This is a genomic window from Streptomyces sp. GLSS-08 (assembly GCF_056387915.1).
Genome location: NZ_JBWJAQ010000022.1, coordinates 95,096 through 111,031, shown reverse-complemented (window position 1 = coordinate 111,031; position 15,936 = coordinate 95,096). Strand labels below are relative to the sequence as shown.

Below are 15,936 nucleotides of genomic sequence, written 5' to 3'. Positions count from 1 at the left end.
CGGCGGCCACCGCCCTGGCCCTGCGTCCGCGCGCCGGGTGGCCCGCGGCTGGCGGCACACGCCCGGCGGCGCGACGCGGCCGGGCGGCGGCACCGCCGGACGGCACGCCGTCGGCGCGCAGGCCGGCCCCGACGGACCGGGCACCCCGGCCGCCGCCGGCGCTCCCGTCACCGCCGACACCCTGCTCGCCCCGGCCCCGCAGGCCGCCACCGACGCGTCCGCCGCCCCGGCAACCCGCCCCGGGCGACCCGACGGGGCGCTGGACCCCCGCGGACTCGTCCCCGCGCAGACCGCGCCCGGTGGCCTCCCCTGGGGTGCGGCCGTCGTCGCGGCGGGCCTCGCCGTGGAGACGTACGCGAGCCGCTCGGACCCCACTCCCGGGCTCGCGCTGCCCGGCGGCTTCGCGGGCGGCCCGGCCGGCGTGCTCATCGGCTGGGCGCTCACCGCGGTGGGTCTCGCGCTGGCCGGACCGGCGCTCACCCACCTGTGCGGGCTGCTCCTGCAGTCCGTACGCCCCGGCGCGCTCCGGCTGCTCGCCGGGCGCGTGCTGCAGACCGAGGCGCGCCGGATCGGGCAGCCGCTGGGCGTGCTGTGCGCGGTGGCCTCGGGCGCGTACGCCATGGCGACCCTGTACGCCGGCGAACGGCCCGGCCTCGGTCCGCTGAGCACGCTCGGCGCGCTGGTGGTCGGCGGGTGCACCCTGCTGACGCTGGTGACGGCGGCCGTCGAGGCCAGGCAGGCGCGCGCCGACACCACGGCCGCCCTGCTGAGCCTCGGTGCGCCCGTCACGATGCTGCGCAGCGCCGCGGCCCTGCGCGTCGGCGCGCTGCTCGCCGTGTTCGGCCCGCTGACCTGGACGGTCGCCCAGCTGGCCGCGCTGCCACTGACTCACTGACGCGCTGGACGCCCGCCGGACGCCCGCCGGACGGAGTCGCGCGACAGCGGTTCGAGAAAGGTCCGCGTCGGGCGATGAGTTCGCCGGGGCTCCCCGGTCTACCCCTGCGAACGGCACGACACCGACGGGAGAGGCCCCCATGTACCAGCAGATGATCTTCGTGAACCTGGCCGTGAACGACGTCGACGCCTCGAGGAAGTTCTTCACCGAACTCGGCTACACGATCAACCCGCAGTTCTCGACCGACGACTGCGCCTGCGTGGTGATCAGCGAAACGATCATCGCCATGCTGCTGAGCCGGCAGCGCTACTCCGACTTCACGAAGAAGGAGATCGCGGACTCGACGAAGACCAGCGAGGTGCTGCTGTGTCTGAGCGCGGAGAGCCGCGAGAAGGTCGACGAGCTCGTCGAGAGGGCCATCGCCGCGGGCGGCTCCACGAGCGGCGAGCCCCAGGACCACGGCACGATGTACGGCCGTTCCTTCGACGACCCTGACGGCCACACCTGGGAAGTCGTGTGGATGGACCCGGCGGCGGTCCAGGGCTGAGCCCCGCGGAACCCGTCGGCGGTACCGGCCCGGGTGCGCGGCACGGGGGTCCGCGCACCCGGGGGTGGAGGCTCGCCGTGGGGTGGCGGTGGGCCTCCCCCGTATGTGGGCCTCCGCGGTAGGGACGCGGGGGGAAGCGTCCCGTGGCAGGGCCGCGGCCCCGTCGTACCAAGGCGGCCGGGGTCCCGTGGGTCGGGGGGCCGTGCGGCCGGAGACGGGGGCGTGCCTAGCATGGGCGGGTGCAGCCGATACCCGAGTCCACGTCCTCGACCCCGCCCGGGCGGGGAGAGATCCCCGTCGCCTCCCACGACCGCGAGATCGAGTCACTCGCCGAGTTCGACGAAGTCGTCGCGGCACACGGTTCCCTCGTCGGATTCCGCGTCCAGGCCGTCGATCTGACGGGCCGTACGGACGTACTGCGCTCCGTGGACTGCGCGACGGCCGTCTTCCTCGGCTGCCCGATGGCCCCGGAGGCCGCGGCCCGGGTCAGGACCTCCGGCGCCCTGGTCTTCCCGCCCGTCCCGGGTCTGCCCTTCGACCCGTACCGCGGCCTCCTCTACTCGCCCGACGAACTCTTCGACGGGCTCGGCGCCGGTTACGAGACGACGCCGGACGCCCTCGCCTACGCCTGGTTCCAGCGGACCAAGGCCGACGGCGACGTCTTCGCGTCGATGCTGCGGGCCGTCCACGACGACTCCGTCTCGGACGCGCTGGACGAACTCCTCGTCGGCGCGCGGGTAGTGGGCGTCATGGGCGGTCACGCGATGGCACGCGGCACGACGGCGTACGAGGGCGCCGCGCGGCTCGGCCGCGACCTCGCCCGTGCCGGTCTCACCGTCGCCACCGGTGGCGGCCCCGGCGCGATGGAGGCCGCCAACCTCGGTGCGTACGCCGCCCCGTTCGACGACGACATGCTCGGGGAGTCCCTGCGGCTCCTCGCGCCCGTACCGTCGTTCACGCCCTCGGTGACCGACTGGGCGCGCGCCGCGTTCGACGTGCGCGAGCGGCACCCCGCGGGCGGCCCCTCGGTCGGCATCCCGACCTGGTTCTACGGCCACGAACCGCCGAACGCCTTCGCCACGCACATCGCCAAGTACTTCGCCAACGCCACCCGGGAGGACGGGCTCCTGGCGCGCTGCAACGCGGGGGTCGTCTTCCTGCCGGGCGCCGCGGGCACCGTCCAGGAGATCTTCGACAACGCGACGCCGAACTACTACGAGTCGCGCGGCGAACCGACGCCGATGGTGCTCGTCGACGAGGCCCACTGGACCGGGAAGCACCCCGCCTGGCCGCTCCTGAGGTCCCTGGCGCGCGAGCGAGCGATGGAGTCCCGCATCGCGCTCGTGGACCGCATCGAGGATGTTCCGGAGGCGCTCAAACGTCTGGGCGGTTAATGACAACGTAAAGCCGACGCCGGTACGGGGCATATTCATTGACAGTGGTCGGGCGTCGCTTATAGACCTGTGGGGCTACCGGGGGTGCTGTTGTCACAACAGGCCCCCCAACCCCCCGCAGTTTGCACATTTTTGTGAAGGGCGATCGTGTCCATATCTCGCCGTACCGCACGTTCCGTGCGCATCCTCGGTGTTGCCTCCGCCTCCGCCGCACTCGTACTCGGCGTCGCGGGCAACGCACTTGCCTGCGACATCGGTGACTTCTCGGCCGCCGCCGCCTGCGACGACAACGGGAAGGGCATCATCACCGTCACCGACACCGACGCCTCGGGTGTCGAGGCCGAGGTCTCCGTCTACCTGGAGTCGAACGGCGCGGACGAGCGGCTCGTCGGCACGCAGAAGGTCAAGGGCACCGCCAAGGGCGCCACCGTCACCTTCTCCGAGGCCTGGGCCCCGAAGTCCGAGTACCGCGTCCACGTCACGGCCGGGAAGCTCGTCGACGAGGACATCTCCCCGAACCTGACCGCACCCGCCGAGGCGGCCTGCGGCAAGCCCACCACGGCGCCGAAGCCTTCGGCGACCCCCGAGCCCTCGAAGTCCCCGTCCTCGTCCGCGACTCCGTCGGCGACCCCGTCCGCGTCGGACAGCGGCGCGCCCGCGGCCCCCGGCGACAACTCGCCCTCCGCCGCGGCCGGTGAGTCCAACCTCGCCGAGACCGGAGCGAACTCCAACACCGGCATGATCGCCGGCATCGCCGGCGCGTTCGTCGTCGCGGGCGGCGGCGCCGTCTACTTCGCCATGCGCCGCAGGAACAGCTCCAAGACCGGCTGACGTCCGCAACAGTTCAACACCCGCTGACGTCCGCACAGTCCAAGACCGGCTGACGTCCGCTCAGCGCACGACCAGGTGGCCCGCTCCCGTCCCCGGGTGCGGGCCACACGCGCGCGCCGGGCCCCGCCTCCCGCTCCGTGCCGACCGGCGGAGCCGCACCCTAAGCGGCCGCGCCCTCCCCGAGCACCACGACTTCCGCCGCGTCGAACTCCACCCCGACCTCGTCACCGGGTCCGGGCGCGTCCCGCAGCGCGCAGGCCGCTTCGAGCCGCGGGGCGTCCCGCGGCTGGAGCTGCACGGCGACGTGGGTGCCCCTGAAGGTGCGTGCGGCGACGGTGCAGCACAGCCCGTCGGCCGGCGCCACCAGCCGTACCCCGGCGGGCCTGACGAGCAGCGTCCGCCGTCCCTGGGGTGCGCCGTCCGGAACCGGGACCTTCCCCCACGGGGTGTCCGCGGCCTGCCCGCTGACCGTCGCCTCGACCACGTTGTCGAAGCCGAGGAAGCGCGCCACGAACGCGTCCGCCGGGCGCTGCCAGACCTCGAGCGGCGTACCGGACTGGGCGATGTGCCCGTCCCGCATCACGACGACCCGGTCCGCGAGCGCGAACGCCTCGCCCTGGTCGTGCGTCACGGCGAGCACCGTCGTCCCCAACTCTGCGAACAGTTCGCGCAGTTCGACCACCAGCCGTTCCCGCAGGGAGCGGTCGAGCTGGCCCAGCGGCTCGTCCAGCATCAGCAGCCGGGGGCGGGGGGCGAGGGCGCGGGCCAGCGCCACCCGCTGCTGCTCCCCGCCGGAGAGCGAGGCGACGGCCCGGGAGGCGGCCCCGGGCAGCCCGACGAGTTCCAGCAACTCCCGCACACGGCTCAAGCGTTCGCTCTTGCAGACGCCGTGCATCCGCAGTCCGAAGGCGACGTTGCCGCCCACGTCCCGCTGCGGGAAAAGCTGGTGGTCCTGGAACATCAGGCCCACCCCCCGCCTGTGCGCGGGCACCCCCGACTGGTCCCGGCCGCCGAGCAGCACCCGGCCCGCGTCGAGCGTCTGGAGCCCGGCCACCGCCCGCAGCAGGGTCGACTTGCCGCTGCCGCTCGGCCCGAGCACGCACACGATCTCGTGCTCCACCACATCGAGGCCGACGGCGTCGAGCACGGGCCGCCCGCCGAAGCGCACGGTCGCCCGCTCCAGCCGCAACAGGGCGTCGTACCCCGTCGTGAGCCCGCTCATCAGAACTCCCCCGTCCGGTCGGTGCGCATGCGCTCCAGCAGCAGCAGCGCGACCGCGCACACCGCCATGAGGATCGTCGAAAGGGCCATGGCCTGGCCGTAGTTCAGGTCGCCGGGACGGCCGAGGAGACGGTCCACGGTCACCGGCAGCGTCGGGTTGTCGGGCCGCGCGATGAAGACGGTCGCCCCGAACTCGCCGAGCGACACCGCGAACGCGAAACCGGCGGCGATCAGCAGCGCCCGCCGCACCATCGGCAGGTCGACCTCGCGCCACACCCGCCACGGCGACGCCCCGAGCACGGCAGCCGCCTCCCGCAGCCGCTCGTCGACCGCGCGCAGTACCGGCAGCATCGTGCGGACGACGAAGGGGACACCGACCAGCGCCTGCGCGAGCGGCACCAGGATCCACGAGGACCGCAGATTCAGCGGCGGCTCGTCCAGGGCGATCAGGAACCCGAAGCCGACCGTCACGGCGGACACCCCGAGCGGCAGCATCAGCAGCGCGTCGAAGCCGCGGACGAGCCGTCCCGCGCGCCGGGTGATGGCGGCGGCCGCCAGTCCGCCGATCAGCACGGCGATGGCGGTGGCCGCGAGCGCGTACTGAAGGGAGTTGCCGATCGCCTCGATCGGTGCCACCAGGAACATGCCGCTGTCCGCCGACGTCAGCGCCCTGTAGTACGCGAACCCGTGGCCGCCGGGGGTGTCGAGGGACCGCTGGACCAGCACGGCGAGCGGCAGCACCAGCAGCAGCGCGACGGTGGCGAGGACCGCGGCGAGCAGCGCCCACTGCCCGGCCCCGCGCGGTCTGCGCGCGGTCAGGGAGGCGTCCACCAGGCGCAGGGCGCTCTCCCGTCGCCGTACGGTCCAGGCGTGCACGACGAGGATCGCGCCGACCGCCGCGAACTGGACGATGGTCAGCACCGCGGCCGTGGAGAGGTCGAAGATCTCGGAGGTCTGGCGGTAGATCTCCACTTCGAGGGTGGAGAAGGCGGGGCCGCCGAGAATCCGCACCACGGCGAAGGAGGTGAACGTGAAGAGGAAGACCATGAGCGCGGCTGCGGCCAGCGCGGGACCGAGCGCCGGGAGCGTGATCCGGCGCCAGGCGGCGAGCCGGGAGGCGCCGAGCATCCGGGCGGCCTCCTCCTGGCGCGGGTCGAGCTGCGACCAGAGCCCGCCGACCGTGCGCACGACGACCGCGTAGTTGAAGAAGACGTGCGCGAGCAGGATCGCCCACACGGTGGTGTCCAGGCGTACGCCCCACAGCTCGTCGAGCAGCCCGCCCCGGCCGACCAGCGCCAGGAAGGCGGTGCCGACCACGACGGTCGGCAGCACGAACGGGACGGTCACCACCGCCCGCAGCACCTGCTTGCCCCTGAACTCGAAGCGCGCGAAGACGTACGCGCCGGGGAGCGCGACCAGCAGCGTGAGCGCGGTCGACGCGAGCGCCTGCCAGGTGGTGAACCACAGGACGTGCCGGACGTCGGACTGCGCCACGACGTCCGCGATCCGGCCGAACCGCCAGCTCCCGCCGGTTCTCAGGCCGCGCGAGACGATCGCCGCGACCGGGTAGGCGAAGAAGACCGCGAAGAACGCGACGGGCAGGGCCATCAGCCCGAGCCGCACCGCCGCGCTCCTCCCGGGACCCCGGCGCGGGGCTACTTCAGTACGAGCGAGGTCCACGACTTGACCCACTGGTCACGGTGCTCGGCGATCCGGGCGGGGGCGAGGGTCTCGGGGTCCTTCGCCTGCGGGCCGAACTCGGTGAACTCCGCGGGCACCCGGGCGCCCTTGACCACCGGGTAGACGAACATGTTCAGCGGCATGTCCTCCTGGAACCTCCTGGAGACCAGGAAGTCGAGGAGTGCCTTGCCGCCCTTGGTGTTCCCGGCGTTGCTGAGCAGCCCCGCGTACTCGACCTGCCGGAAGCAGGTGCCGGCGGCGACGCCGGTGGGCGCGGTCTTCGGCTTCGGGTCGGCGTAGATCACCTCGGCGGGCGGGGAGGAGGCGTAGGAGACGACCAGCGGCCGGTCGCCCTTGGCCTTCTTTCCGCCGGCGGAGCCGGAGAACTCCTCGTTGTAGGCCTGCTCCCAGCCGTCGACGACCTTGACGCCGTTGCCCTTGAGCTTCTTCCAGTAGTCCTGCCAGCCCCCGTCCCCGTACTTCCCGGCCGTCCCGAGGAGGAAGCCGAGACCGGGCGAGGAGGTGGAGGCGTTCTCGGTGACGAGGAGGTTCTTGTACGCCGGCTCGACCAGGTCGTCGAACGAGTCGGGCGGGGTCAGCTTGTGCTCGCTGAAGTACGCCTTGTCGTAGTTGACGCAGATGTCGCCGGTGTCGATCGGCGTGACCCGGTGCTTGTCCGGGTCGGCCCGGTACTCGGGCAGGACCGCTCCGGAGCCCCTGGGCTCGTACGACTGGAAGAGCCCGTTGTCGAGCGCGCGGGACAGGAGGGTGTTGTCGACGCCGAAGAAGACGTCGCCCTGCGGGTTGCCCTTGGTGAGGATCGCCTTGTTGACGGCCTGCCCGGCGTCGCCGTCCTTGAGGACCTCGACCTGGTAGCCGGACTCCTTCTCGAACTCCTTGAGCACGCTCTTCGAAGCGAGGAAGGAGTCGTGGGCGACCAGGGTCACGGTCTTGGAGTCGGCGGCGTCGGTGCCGGACGAGCCGCACGCGGACAGCGTGACGAGCCCGAGCCCGGTGGCCACGATCGCGGCCGTGAACTTCACGGTGGTGCTCACTGGATTCCTCCTGGAGTGACCAGGAAGAGACGCGGCCCTGCCCGGGAACCTCTGAGAGTTCCCGGGCAGGGCGCAACAGCTTGAGTGATGACCGAACTTCCTACCCAGAATGACCTGGGCAAGGTTCAGAGGGTCTGCGGCCCGTGCCGCACTCTCAGCGCTGTGGCGCTCCCCTGTCGGAATATGAAGATGTACGTACGGGAGTCAGCGTACCGCCCGCCGCGCCGAGGGCCTCGGCCGCCGGGGTCTACCGCTCGGACGCCGCCAGCTGCCCGCACGCTCCGTCGATCTCCTGGCCGCGGGTGTCACGGACGGTGACCGGCACGCCGTGGGCCGCGATGGCCTCGACGAACGCCTTCTCGTCCTCGGGACGGGAGGCGGTCCACTTGGAACCGGGCGTCGGGTTGAGCGGGATCAGGTTCACGTGGACCGGCTTGCCCCTGAGCAGCCGGCCGAGCCGGTCACCGCGCCACGCCTGGTCGTTGATGTCCCGGATGAGGGCGTACTCGATGGAGACGCGGCGCCCCGACTTGGCGGCGTACTCCCAGCCGGCGTCCAGCACCTCGCGCACCTTCCACCGCGTGTTGACGGGGACGAGGGTGTCGCGCAGTTCGTCGTCCGGCGCGTGCAGGGAGATGGCGAGACGGCACTTGAAGCCCTCGTCGGCGAACCGGTGGATGGCGGGCACCAGGCCCACGGTCGACACGGTGATGCCGCGCTGCGAGAGGCCCAGCCCGTCGGGCTCGGGGTCGGTGAGCGCGCGGACGGCGCCGACCACGCGCTTGTAGTTGGCGAGCGGCTCGCCCATGCCCATGAACACGATGTTGCTCAGCCGCGCCGGGCCGCCGGGGATCTCACCGTCCCTGAGCGCCCGCATCCCGTCCACGATCTGGTGCACGATCTCGCCGGTCGACAGGTTCCGGTCGAGACCGGCCTGGCCGGTGGCGCAGAACGGGCAGTTCATCCCGCAGCCCGCCTGCGAGCTGATGCACATGGTCACCCGGTCCGGGTAGCGCATGAGCACGGACTCGACGAGCGTGCCGTCGAAGAGCCGCCACAGGGTCTTGCGGGTGGTGTCGTCGTCACAGCTGATGTGCCGGACGACGGACATCAGGTCGGGCAGAAGCGCTTCCTGGAGCTTCCCGCGCGAAGCGGCCGGAATGTCCGTCCACTGCGCCGGGTCGTGCGCGAACCGCGCGAAGTAGTGCTGCGAGAGCTGCTTGGCGCGAAACGGCTTCTCACCGATCGCGGCAACCGCCTCTTTGCGCTCGGCGGGCGTGAGATCGGCAAGGTGCCGCGGCGGCTTCTGAGCTCCGCGCGGGGCGACGAAAGTAAGTTCTCCGGGTGCAGGCATAACTCTTCCAGTGTCGCAGATCGACTCGGGTGCCCCCCTGCCCCCGGCAGGGCGCTGTCGCCCGGGGTCCACGTGGGCCTAGAATCGAACCTGTGTACGAAAACGCGTCTTCTCCCGAGAACAGGGGCACCGCCCCCATCGTCGTGCATCCCGCGACGGGCACCGGTGCACGCCGGGTGACGATCCGCGCCCGGGCCGCCGGCCTCGCCCACAGTGACGCCGACCTGGTGGAGTTCCTGCGCCGCGCGGGCCTGCCGGACGCCTGGGAGCTGCTGGACGACCCGGACTGGGTCGAATGGCAGGGCGGCCGGCCGCACGAGTACGGCACGGAGTGACGCGGCGTCGGCGCGGCCCGCCCCGCCGCCGGGGACCCGGCCGTCCATACGAAAGAGGGGCTCGCCGCCCTGTGGACGGCGAGCCCCTCCCGTACGGGACAGCGGGCCGACGACGTACGGACGTCGTCCGGGACCTGCAGGTCAGCCGGACCCCACGAACAGCACCAGCAGCAGCCACACCACGGGCGCCGTCGGCAGGAGGGAGTCCAGTCGGTCCATGATGCCGCCGTGCCCCGGCAGGAGCGTGCCCATGTCCTTGATGCCGAGGTCCCGCTTGATCATGGACTCGCCGAGGTCGCCGAGCGTGGCGCTGGCCGCGACCGCGAAGCCGAGGACCAGACCCTGCCACCAGCTTCCGTCGTCGATCAGGAACTGCATGCACAGCGCACCGGCCGCCATGGCGAAGCCGATCGCTCCGAGCAGGCCCTCACGGGTCTTGCCGGGGCTGATGCGCGACGCCAGCTTGTGCGTGCCGAACCGCCAGCCGACGGCGTACGCGCCGGTGTCGCTGACGACCGTCAGGAGCAGGAACGTCAGGACGCGGCGCGGACCGTCGTCGGCCGCCAGCATCAGGGCGACGAACGTGGCGAGGAACGGCACGTAGAACGCGGCGAAGACACCCGCCGTGACGTCCTTGAGGTAGCCCTCGGGCGGTTCCGTCATCCGCCAGACGAGGACCGCGAGCGCGGTGAGCGCCATCGCGACCCAGGCGCCCTCGGTGCCCCGCACGTATCCGGCGACGACCATGGCCGCACCGCCGATCGCGAGCGGGACGAGCGGCGCCCTGATGCCCTTGCGCTCCGAGAGCCGCGAGGTGAGCTCCCACAGGCCCACCACCACGGCGACCGCTATCACGCCGATGAACACGGCCTTGACGAAGAACAACGACGCGATGATCACCGCGCCGAGTCCGACACCCACGCCTATGGCCGCGCCCAGGTCACGGCCCGCGGTCTTCTTCGGCGCGGGCGCTGGCTGGTGGGCGGCGCTGGGCATGGGCTCCTGCGGACTCTGCGGGCGGTGCGACGGGCCTCCGTGGGACGCCGCCGGTGGTGTGTCGTCGCGGAACAAGGGGCCGCTCAGCCGAGCGGCCCCCCGGTCGTCATCCTGGTCTCCGCCGTGTGCGGGTACCTCGGGCACGATGGGCATGGGGCGAGTCTGCTGGGCGTCATGCGCATCGTACGTGGGACCCGCCGGGGCTGCCCCCTGGACAGGCCCCTGCGCGGACGGCCCCCAGTACCCGGCTTGTGGCGGCGCCCCCCAGGAAGAGTCGTTCATCAGACCTCGAGCAGCTCCGCTTCCTTGTGCTTGAGGAGCTCGTCCACCTGCGCCACGTACTTGTGGGTGGTGTCGTCGAGTTCCTTCTCCGCACGGCGGCCCTCGTCCTCACCGACCTCGCCGTCCTTGACCAGCTTGTCGATGGCGTCCTTGGCCTTGCGGCGCACGGAGCGGATGGACACCTTGGAGTCCTCGGCCTTGGTCCGGGCGACCTTGATGTAGTCCTTGCGGCGCTCCTCGGTCAGCTCGGGGAACACCACCCGGATGATGTTGCCGTCGTTGCTCGGGTTGACGCCGAGGTCGGAGTCACGGATCGCCTGCTCGATGTTGCGCAGCGCGCTCTTGTCGAACGGGGTCACCACCGCCATGCGCGGCTCCGGCACCGAGAACGAGGCCAGCTGGTTGATCGGCGTCAGCGCACCGTAGTAGTCCGCCACGATCTTGTTGAACATCGCCGGGTGCGCACGACCGGTGCGGATCGCGGCGAAGTCCTCCTTGGCGACCACGACGGCCTTCTCCATCTTCTCCTCGGCTTCGAGGAGGGTCTCTTCGATCACCACTTGCTCCTGCGTGTCTTGAGTAGGCCCGGCGGCTGTTCCTCGTCGGGGTCTGCGGCCGGCTGCGTCGCGTCTTGCTCCTGCACGGTTCCGGACCGGCAGGACATTGTCCATCCCCCGGTCCGGGTCCGTCCCGCTCAGGGTGGGGACCCCCTGCGGGGTCCGTCCCCGCTCAGGCCCGGCTGTCCTGGTCACCCACGAGTGTGCCGATCTTCTCACCCTTGACGGCGCGCGCGATATTGCCCTCCGCCAGGAGCTCGAAGACCAGGATGGGGAGCTTGTTGTCCCGGCAGAGCGTGATCGCGGTCATGTCCGCGACCTTGAGGTCCCGGGTGATGACCTCGCCGTAGCCGAGGGCGTCGAACTTGACGGCCCCCGGGTTGGTCTTCGGGTCGGAGTCGTAGACCCCGTCCACGCCGTTCTTGCCCATGAGCAGGGCCTCGGCGTCGATCTCCAGGGCGCGCTGCGCCGCTGTGGTGTCCGTGGAGAAGTACGGCATGCCCATGCCCGCGCCGAAGATGACGACGCGGCCCTTCTCCAGGTGCCGCACGGCGCGCAGCGGGATGTAGGGCTCGGCGACCTGGCCCATCGTGATGGCGGTCTGCACGCGGCTGTCGATGCCTTCCTTCTCCAGGAAGTCCTGGAGGGCCAGGCAGTTCATGACCGTGCCGAGCATGCCCATGTAGTCCGAGCGGGCCCGGTCCATGCCGCGCTGCTGGAGCTCGGCACCGCGGAAGAAGTTGCCGCCGCCGATGACGACCGCGATCTGCGCGCCGCCGCGCACGACGGCCGCGATCTCACGGGCGATCTTGTGCACCACGTCGGGGTCGACGCCCAGTCCGCCGCCTCCGGCGAACGCCTCGCCGGAAAGCTTCAGCAGAAAGCGTCCGGCGCCTTTGCCGTCGTCGGTCTTCTCGCCCTGGTCGGCCTGGGTGGTGGTCATGAAGATCTCGCCTCTTTACGTGTCGCACATACGAAGAAGGCCATTGCCGGTGGGGTGTTGGCTCCCATACGCGGCAATGGCCTCCTCGTCAGATCTGCTGTCGCCCGTCACGCACGCACGCGTGCCGGCGTACCCGGACGACTGCTGTCGACCCTAGCGGGGTCGCGCGTCGATCGCGGTACGGACTCAGATGCCGACCTTGATGCGCGTGAAGCGCTTCAGGGTGACACCGGCCTCGTCCAGGACCTTCTGGACGGACTTCTTGTTGTCGAGCGCGTACGGCTGTCCGAGGAGGGTGGCCTCCTTGAAGAAGCCGTTGACGCGACCCTCGACGATCTTGGGCAGCGCGGCCTCGGGCTTGCCCTCGGCGCGGGTGGTCTCCTCGGCGACGCGGCGCTCGGACTCGACGACCTCGGCCGGGACGTCCTCGCGGGAGAGGTACTTCGGCGCGAAGGCGGCGATGTGCTGCGCGATGCCCTTGGCGAGGTCGGCGTCGACCTTGTCCAGCTCGACCAGGACACCGATCTGCGGGGGCAGGTCGGGCATGGTGCGGTGCATGTACGCGGTGACGTACGTGCCGGAGAACTGGGCGAAGCGGTCCAGGACGATCTTCTCGCCCAGGTTGGCGTTGGCCTCGTCGACGAACGCCTGAACCGTCTTGCCGGCCTCGATCTCGGACGCGAGCAGCGCCTGGATGTCGGCGGGGGACGTCTTGGCGGCGTGCTCGGCGATCTGGTTGGCGACGGCCTGGAACTTCTCGCCCTTGGCGACGAAGTCCGTCTCGCACTTCAGCTCGACCAGCACACCGGAGGTGTTGTCGTCGGCGATGATGGAGACCACGGCGCCGTTCTCGGCGGAGCGGCCCTCGCGCTTGGCGACGCCCTTCTGGCCCTTGATGCGGAGCGCCTCGACGGCCTTGTCGACGATGCCCTCGGCCTCGTCCAGCGCCTTCTTGCAGTCCATCATGCCGGCGCCGGTGAGCTCACGGAGCTTCTTGACGTCGGCGGCGGTGTAGTTCGCCATGATTCCTGGAATCTCTCTCGAAGTCTGAAGATCTACGGACCGAACGGCGGGGGCTTCGTGGGCCCCCGCCGTTCAACAACCCGAAAGGGGTGAGGGTCAGGCCTGCTCGGCGTCCGCGGCCGGAGCCTCGGCGGCGGGGGCCTCGTCGGCAGCGGCCTCGGCGGCGGGGGCCTCGTCGGCAGCAGCCTCGGCGGGGGCCTCGGCCTGCTCGGCGTCGGCGACCTTCTCGGTCTCGGCGGAGGTCTGCACCTCGGCGGCCGGGGCCTCGGCGTCGTCCGCCTTCTTCTCGCCCTCGAGCAGGTCGCGCTCCCACGCGGCGAGCGGCTCGCCCGCGGCCTTGTCACCCTCGGCCTTGCCGGCACCGGAGCGGCTGATGAGGCCCTCGGCGACGGCGTCGGCGATCACGCGGGTGAGCAGGGTGACGGAGCGGATCGCGTCGTCGTTGCCCGGGATCTTGTAGTCGACCTCGTCGGGGTCGCAGTTGGTGTCGAGGATGGCGACGACCGGGATGTTGAGCTTCCGGGCCTCGCCGACCGCGATGTGCTCCTTCTTGGTGTCCACGATCCAGACGGCGCTGGGCACCTTCTGCATCTCGCGGATACCACCGAGGGTCTTCTCCAGCTTGGCCTTCTCGCGCGAGAGCACGAGAAGCTCCTTCTTGGTCAGACCGGAGGCGGCGACGTCCTCGAAGTCGATCTGCTCGAGCTCCTTGAGGCGCTGCAGACGCTTGTAGACGGTCGAGAAGTTGGTGAGCATGCCGCCCAGCCAGCGCTGGTTGACGTAGGGCATGCCGACGCGGGTGGCCTGCTCGGCGATGGCCTCCTGCGCCTGCTTCTTCGTGCCGACGAACATGACCGTGCCGCCGTGGGCGACGGTCTCCTTGACGAACTCGTAGGCGCGGTCGATGTACGACAGCGACTGGAGCAGGTCGATGATGTAGATGCCGTTGCGCTCCGTGAAGATGAAGCGCTTCATCTTCGGGTTCCAACGACGGGTCTGGTGACCGAAGTGGACGCCGCTTTCCAGCAGCTCCCGCATCGTGACGACGGCCATGGCCGTTCTCCTTGAGGTTCTCGGTTGTGCCGCGCGTGCCGGACGGCACGCGCGCCTGACGCCCGCGATGCGCCCTGCCACAGAGGACCGAGGGGCGCTGACACCGGCTTTCGTCGAAGACGTGGGCCGGATGCCGGGGCGTGCGAAGTCGACCCGGTGACCCGGATCGCCACAAGAAGTGTACGGGACCCGGGGAGCGCCGGGTGACGCCGATATCCACAACCGGCGGGTACTCCACAGGGCCCGATCATGATCCGCACAGATGCGGGACGGTTCTCGCATGCGAACGAAACAACGCGTCCGTGCGTGGCTGGTGTTGCTGCTGGGGCTGACGGCGACGATCTTAGGGGCGCTGCCCCCGCCCGGCCTCGCCCGCGCGAGCACCGGGACGAGTCCCCCCGGCGCGGGCGGGCCGGCTGCGCCTCTCGGAACGCCGGGCCGGTCCCTACCGGGGCCCACAGACCCGGCTGGCCCGCCCGTGTCGGCCGGCCCGACCGGGTCGACCGGCCCGCCCGTGTCCACCGGGCAGCCGCCGGGTGCGCCGCGGTCGCCCGGACCGCCGGGGGTCGACCCGTCGGTACCCGCCGTGGGCCGTGTCTGGCCGGTGGGCGCGGGTCCGGATGCCCGTCCCGCGGTCGTACGGGGCTGGGAACCCCCGGCGACGGCGTACGCCCGCGGCCACCGCGGCGTCGACCTGGCGGCGGCGCCCGGTGCCCCCGTGCGGGCGGTCGCCCCCGGGCGGGTGTCCTTCGCGGGCCGGGTCGCGGGACGCGGGGTGGTCTCGGTCGAGCTGGCGGGGACGGGTGACCCGCCCCTGCGGACGACGTACGGTCCGGTCCGCCCTGCCGTGCGGAACGGCGACGAGGTGGCGGCCGGCGACGTGCTGGGCGCCCTGGAACCGGCAGGCCCGCACTGTCCCGCCGCATGTCTGCACTGGGGCCTGCTGAGAGGTGACACCTACCTGGACCCGCTCTCCCTGCTGCCTCCCTGGCTGCTGAACCGGGGTCCCTCCCGGCTGCTCCCCGTCCTCGCAGCCCCGGCCGGGTGACCTGGATCCTCGCAACCCTGGCCGGGTGACCCCGAAGGCATCCGCGGCATGCGACGACCCCGCTCCCCTCGGCGGGAACCCCACGCGGCCGGGAGCAGGAACGCCCGCAGGCGAACGCCCCCGCGCCGGCACGGCCGCGTCAGCCGCGCACGCCCCGCAGGGCCATCCCCACGGCCGCTTCCGTGATCGCCCCCGGTTCCTCGGCCGCGCCGAGTTCGATCCGGCGCACCGCGGCGTCCACGATTCCCTGGAGCAGCATCGCCGCGAGTCTCGGCTCCGCATGCCCCATGGCCCGCAGTGCCTCCACGATCATCGCGACGAGCCCGCCGTGCGCCGCACGGATCTTCTCGCGGGCACCCGCGTCCAGCTCGCTCGCGGAGATGGCGACCACGGCACGGTGGCGCCGGTCCCCGACGAGGGCCAGCTGCTGCCGGACATACGCCTCGACCTTGCCCTCCGGCCCGCCCGCCGCGGCCATCGCCCCCTCGACCTCGGCCGCCCAGACGGGAAAGTCGACCTCGCAGAGCTCCTGGACGACGGCCGCCCGGGACCGGAAGTACTCGTAGACGGAGGACCGGGCCAGCCCTGTCCGCTCGGCGAGGGCCGGGAAGGTCAGCGCCTCCGTCCCGCCCTCGGACAGCAGGGTCCGCGCCGCGTCCAGGAGGGCGGCTCGCTGCATCGACCGGTGCTCGGCCACGGAGGCCGCTCGAATCCTTGGCACG

General features: G+C 71.8%; 15 protein-coding genes and 1 pseudogene. 6 read left to right on the top strand and 10 right to left on the bottom strand.

Features of this window, described 5'->3' with window-relative positions; translation table 11 throughout:
* The 4 genes and pseudogenes from AC0ZLC_RS29570 to AC0ZLC_RS29555 form a co-directional block, all read left to right on the top strand.
* Nucleotides 1-895 (top strand): annotated as a pseudogene (locus tag AC0ZLC_RS29570) (hypothetical protein); the annotation flags it as partial.
* Nucleotides 896-1,034: 139 nt separating this feature from the next.
* Nucleotides 1,035-1,442, top strand: a complete 408-nt coding sequence (locus AC0ZLC_RS29565) for a VOC family protein (protein ID WP_476754994.1) — start codon at nt 1,035-1,037, stop codon at nt 1,440-1,442.
* Between the two features lie 248 nt (nt 1,443-1,690).
* Complete coding sequence (locus AC0ZLC_RS29560; RefSeq protein WP_476755002.1) at nt 1,691-2,836, top strand: LOG family protein; 1,146 nt, start codon at nt 1,691-1,693, stop codon at nt 2,834-2,836.
* Nucleotides 2,837-3,013: 177 nt separating this feature from the next.
* Nucleotides 3,014-3,667: an LAETG motif-containing sortase-dependent surface protein gene (locus tag AC0ZLC_RS29555; RefSeq protein WP_476754993.1), complete on the top strand. Its 654-nt coding sequence runs from the start codon at nt 3,014-3,016 to the stop codon at nt 3,665-3,667.
* Between the two features lie 160 nt (nt 3,668-3,827).
* Here the strand turns inward: AC0ZLC_RS29555 and AC0ZLC_RS29550 are convergent, their stop codons facing one another.
* The 4 genes from AC0ZLC_RS29550 to rlmN form a co-directional block, all read right to left on the bottom strand.
* Nucleotides 3,828-4,889, bottom strand: a complete 1,062-nt coding sequence (locus tag AC0ZLC_RS29550) for an ABC transporter ATP-binding protein (RefSeq protein WP_476754992.1) — start codon at nt 4,887-4,889, stop codon at nt 3,828-3,830.
* A complete protein-coding gene (locus AC0ZLC_RS29545; protein WP_476755001.1) occupies nt 4,889-6,496 on the bottom strand; it encodes an ABC transporter permease in 1,608 nt (535 codons plus the stop codon). The genes AC0ZLC_RS29550 and AC0ZLC_RS29545 overlap by 1 nt, the downstream gene beginning before the upstream one ends.
* Before the next feature lie 47 nt (nt 6,497-6,543).
* On the bottom strand, nt 6,544-7,623 hold the full coding sequence (locus AC0ZLC_RS29540; protein ID WP_476754991.1) for a thiamine ABC transporter substrate-binding protein: 1,080 nt from the start codon (nt 7,621-7,623) through the stop codon (nt 6,544-6,546).
* A gap of 247 nt (nt 7,624-7,870) precedes the next feature.
* Entirely contained in the window at nt 7,871-8,977 is a 1,107-nt protein-coding gene (gene rlmN, locus AC0ZLC_RS29535) for a dual-specificity RNA methyltransferase RlmN (RefSeq protein WP_476754990.1), read from the bottom strand.
* A gap of 92 nt (nt 8,978-9,069) precedes the next feature.
* Between rlmN and AC0ZLC_RS29530 the strand changes: the two genes are divergently transcribed.
* On the top strand, nt 9,070-9,312 hold the full coding sequence (locus AC0ZLC_RS29530) for a hypothetical protein (protein WP_476754989.1): 243 nt from the start codon (nt 9,070-9,072) through the stop codon (nt 9,310-9,312).
* 141 nt (nt 9,313-9,453) lie between these two features.
* Here AC0ZLC_RS29530 and AC0ZLC_RS29525 read toward each other — a convergent pair whose 3' ends face one another.
* The 5 genes from AC0ZLC_RS29525 to rpsB all read right to left on the bottom strand — a co-directional run bounded on the left by AC0ZLC_RS29525 (nt 9,454) and on the right by rpsB (nt 14,166).
* Nucleotides 9,454-10,590, bottom strand: a complete 1,137-nt coding sequence (locus AC0ZLC_RS29525) for a phosphatidate cytidylyltransferase (protein ID WP_476754988.1) — start codon at nt 10,588-10,590, stop codon at nt 9,454-9,456.
* Nucleotides 10,590-11,147 (bottom strand): ribosome recycling factor, encoded by a 558-nt coding sequence (gene frr, locus AC0ZLC_RS29520; protein ID WP_121406225.1) that lies wholly within the window; start codon nt 11,145-11,147, stop codon nt 10,590-10,592. The genes AC0ZLC_RS29525 and frr overlap by 1 nt, the downstream gene beginning before the upstream one ends.
* 172 nt (nt 11,148-11,319) lie before the next feature.
* Nucleotides 11,320-12,090, bottom strand: coding sequence for a UMP kinase (pyrH, locus tag AC0ZLC_RS29515; RefSeq protein ID WP_476754987.1), 771 nt, complete (start codon nt 12,088-12,090; stop codon nt 11,320-11,322).
* Nucleotides 12,091-12,276: 186 nt separating this feature from the next.
* Nucleotides 12,277-13,113 (bottom strand): translation elongation factor Ts, encoded by an 837-nt coding sequence (gene tsf, locus AC0ZLC_RS29510; protein ID WP_476754986.1) that lies wholly within the window; start codon nt 13,111-13,113, stop codon nt 12,277-12,279.
* A 96-nt stretch (nt 13,114-13,209) separates the two neighbouring features.
* Entirely contained in the window at nt 13,210-14,166 is a 957-nt protein-coding gene (rpsB, locus tag AC0ZLC_RS29505; RefSeq protein WP_476754985.1) for a 30S ribosomal protein S2, read from the bottom strand.
* A 319-nt stretch (nt 14,167-14,485) separates the two neighbouring features.
* Between rpsB and AC0ZLC_RS29500 the strand changes: the two genes are divergently transcribed.
* Nucleotides 14,486-15,214, top strand: coding sequence for a murein hydrolase activator EnvC family protein (locus tag AC0ZLC_RS29500; RefSeq protein WP_476755000.1), 729 nt, complete (start codon nt 14,486-14,488; stop codon nt 15,212-15,214).
* Nucleotides 15,215-15,353: 139 nt separating this feature from the next.
* Here the strand turns inward: AC0ZLC_RS29500 and AC0ZLC_RS29495 are convergent, their stop codons facing one another.
* On the bottom strand, nt 15,354-15,911 hold the full coding sequence (locus tag AC0ZLC_RS29495) for a TetR/AcrR family transcriptional regulator (RefSeq protein WP_476754999.1): 558 nt from the start codon (nt 15,909-15,911) through the stop codon (nt 15,354-15,356).
* Nucleotides 15,912-15,936 lie beyond the last annotated feature (25 nt).

Bases quoted from the DNA above. Each gene is read 5' to 3' on its own strand.
- AC0ZLC_RS29565 (WP_476754994.1), top strand. From the start codon at position 1,035: ATGTACCAGCAGATGATCTTCGTGAACCTGGCCGTGAACGACGTCGAC.
- AC0ZLC_RS29550 (WP_476754992.1), bottom strand. From the start codon at position 4,889: ATGAGCGGGCTCACGACGGGGTACGACGCCCTGTTGCGGCTGGAGCGG.
- AC0ZLC_RS29545 (WP_476755001.1), bottom strand. From the start codon at position 6,496: ATGGCCCTGCCCGTCGCGTTCTTCGCGGTCTTCTTCGCCTACCCGGTC.
- rlmN (WP_476754990.1), bottom strand. From the start codon at position 8,977: ATGCCTGCACCCGGAGAACTTACTTTCGTCGCCCCGCGCGGAGCTCAG.
- AC0ZLC_RS29525 (WP_476754988.1), bottom strand. From the start codon at position 10,590: ATGAACGACTCTTCCTGGGGGGCGCCGCCACAAGCCGGGTACTGGGGG.
- pyrH (WP_476754987.1), bottom strand. From the start codon at position 12,090: ATGACCACCACCCAGGCCGACCAGGGCGAGAAGACCGACGACGGCAAA.
- tsf (WP_476754986.1), bottom strand. From the start codon at position 13,113: ATGGCGAACTACACCGCCGCCGACGTCAAGAAGCTCCGTGAGCTCACC.
- rpsB (WP_476754985.1), bottom strand. From the start codon at position 14,166: ATGGCCGTCGTCACGATGCGGGAGCTGCTGGAAAGCGGCGTCCACTTC.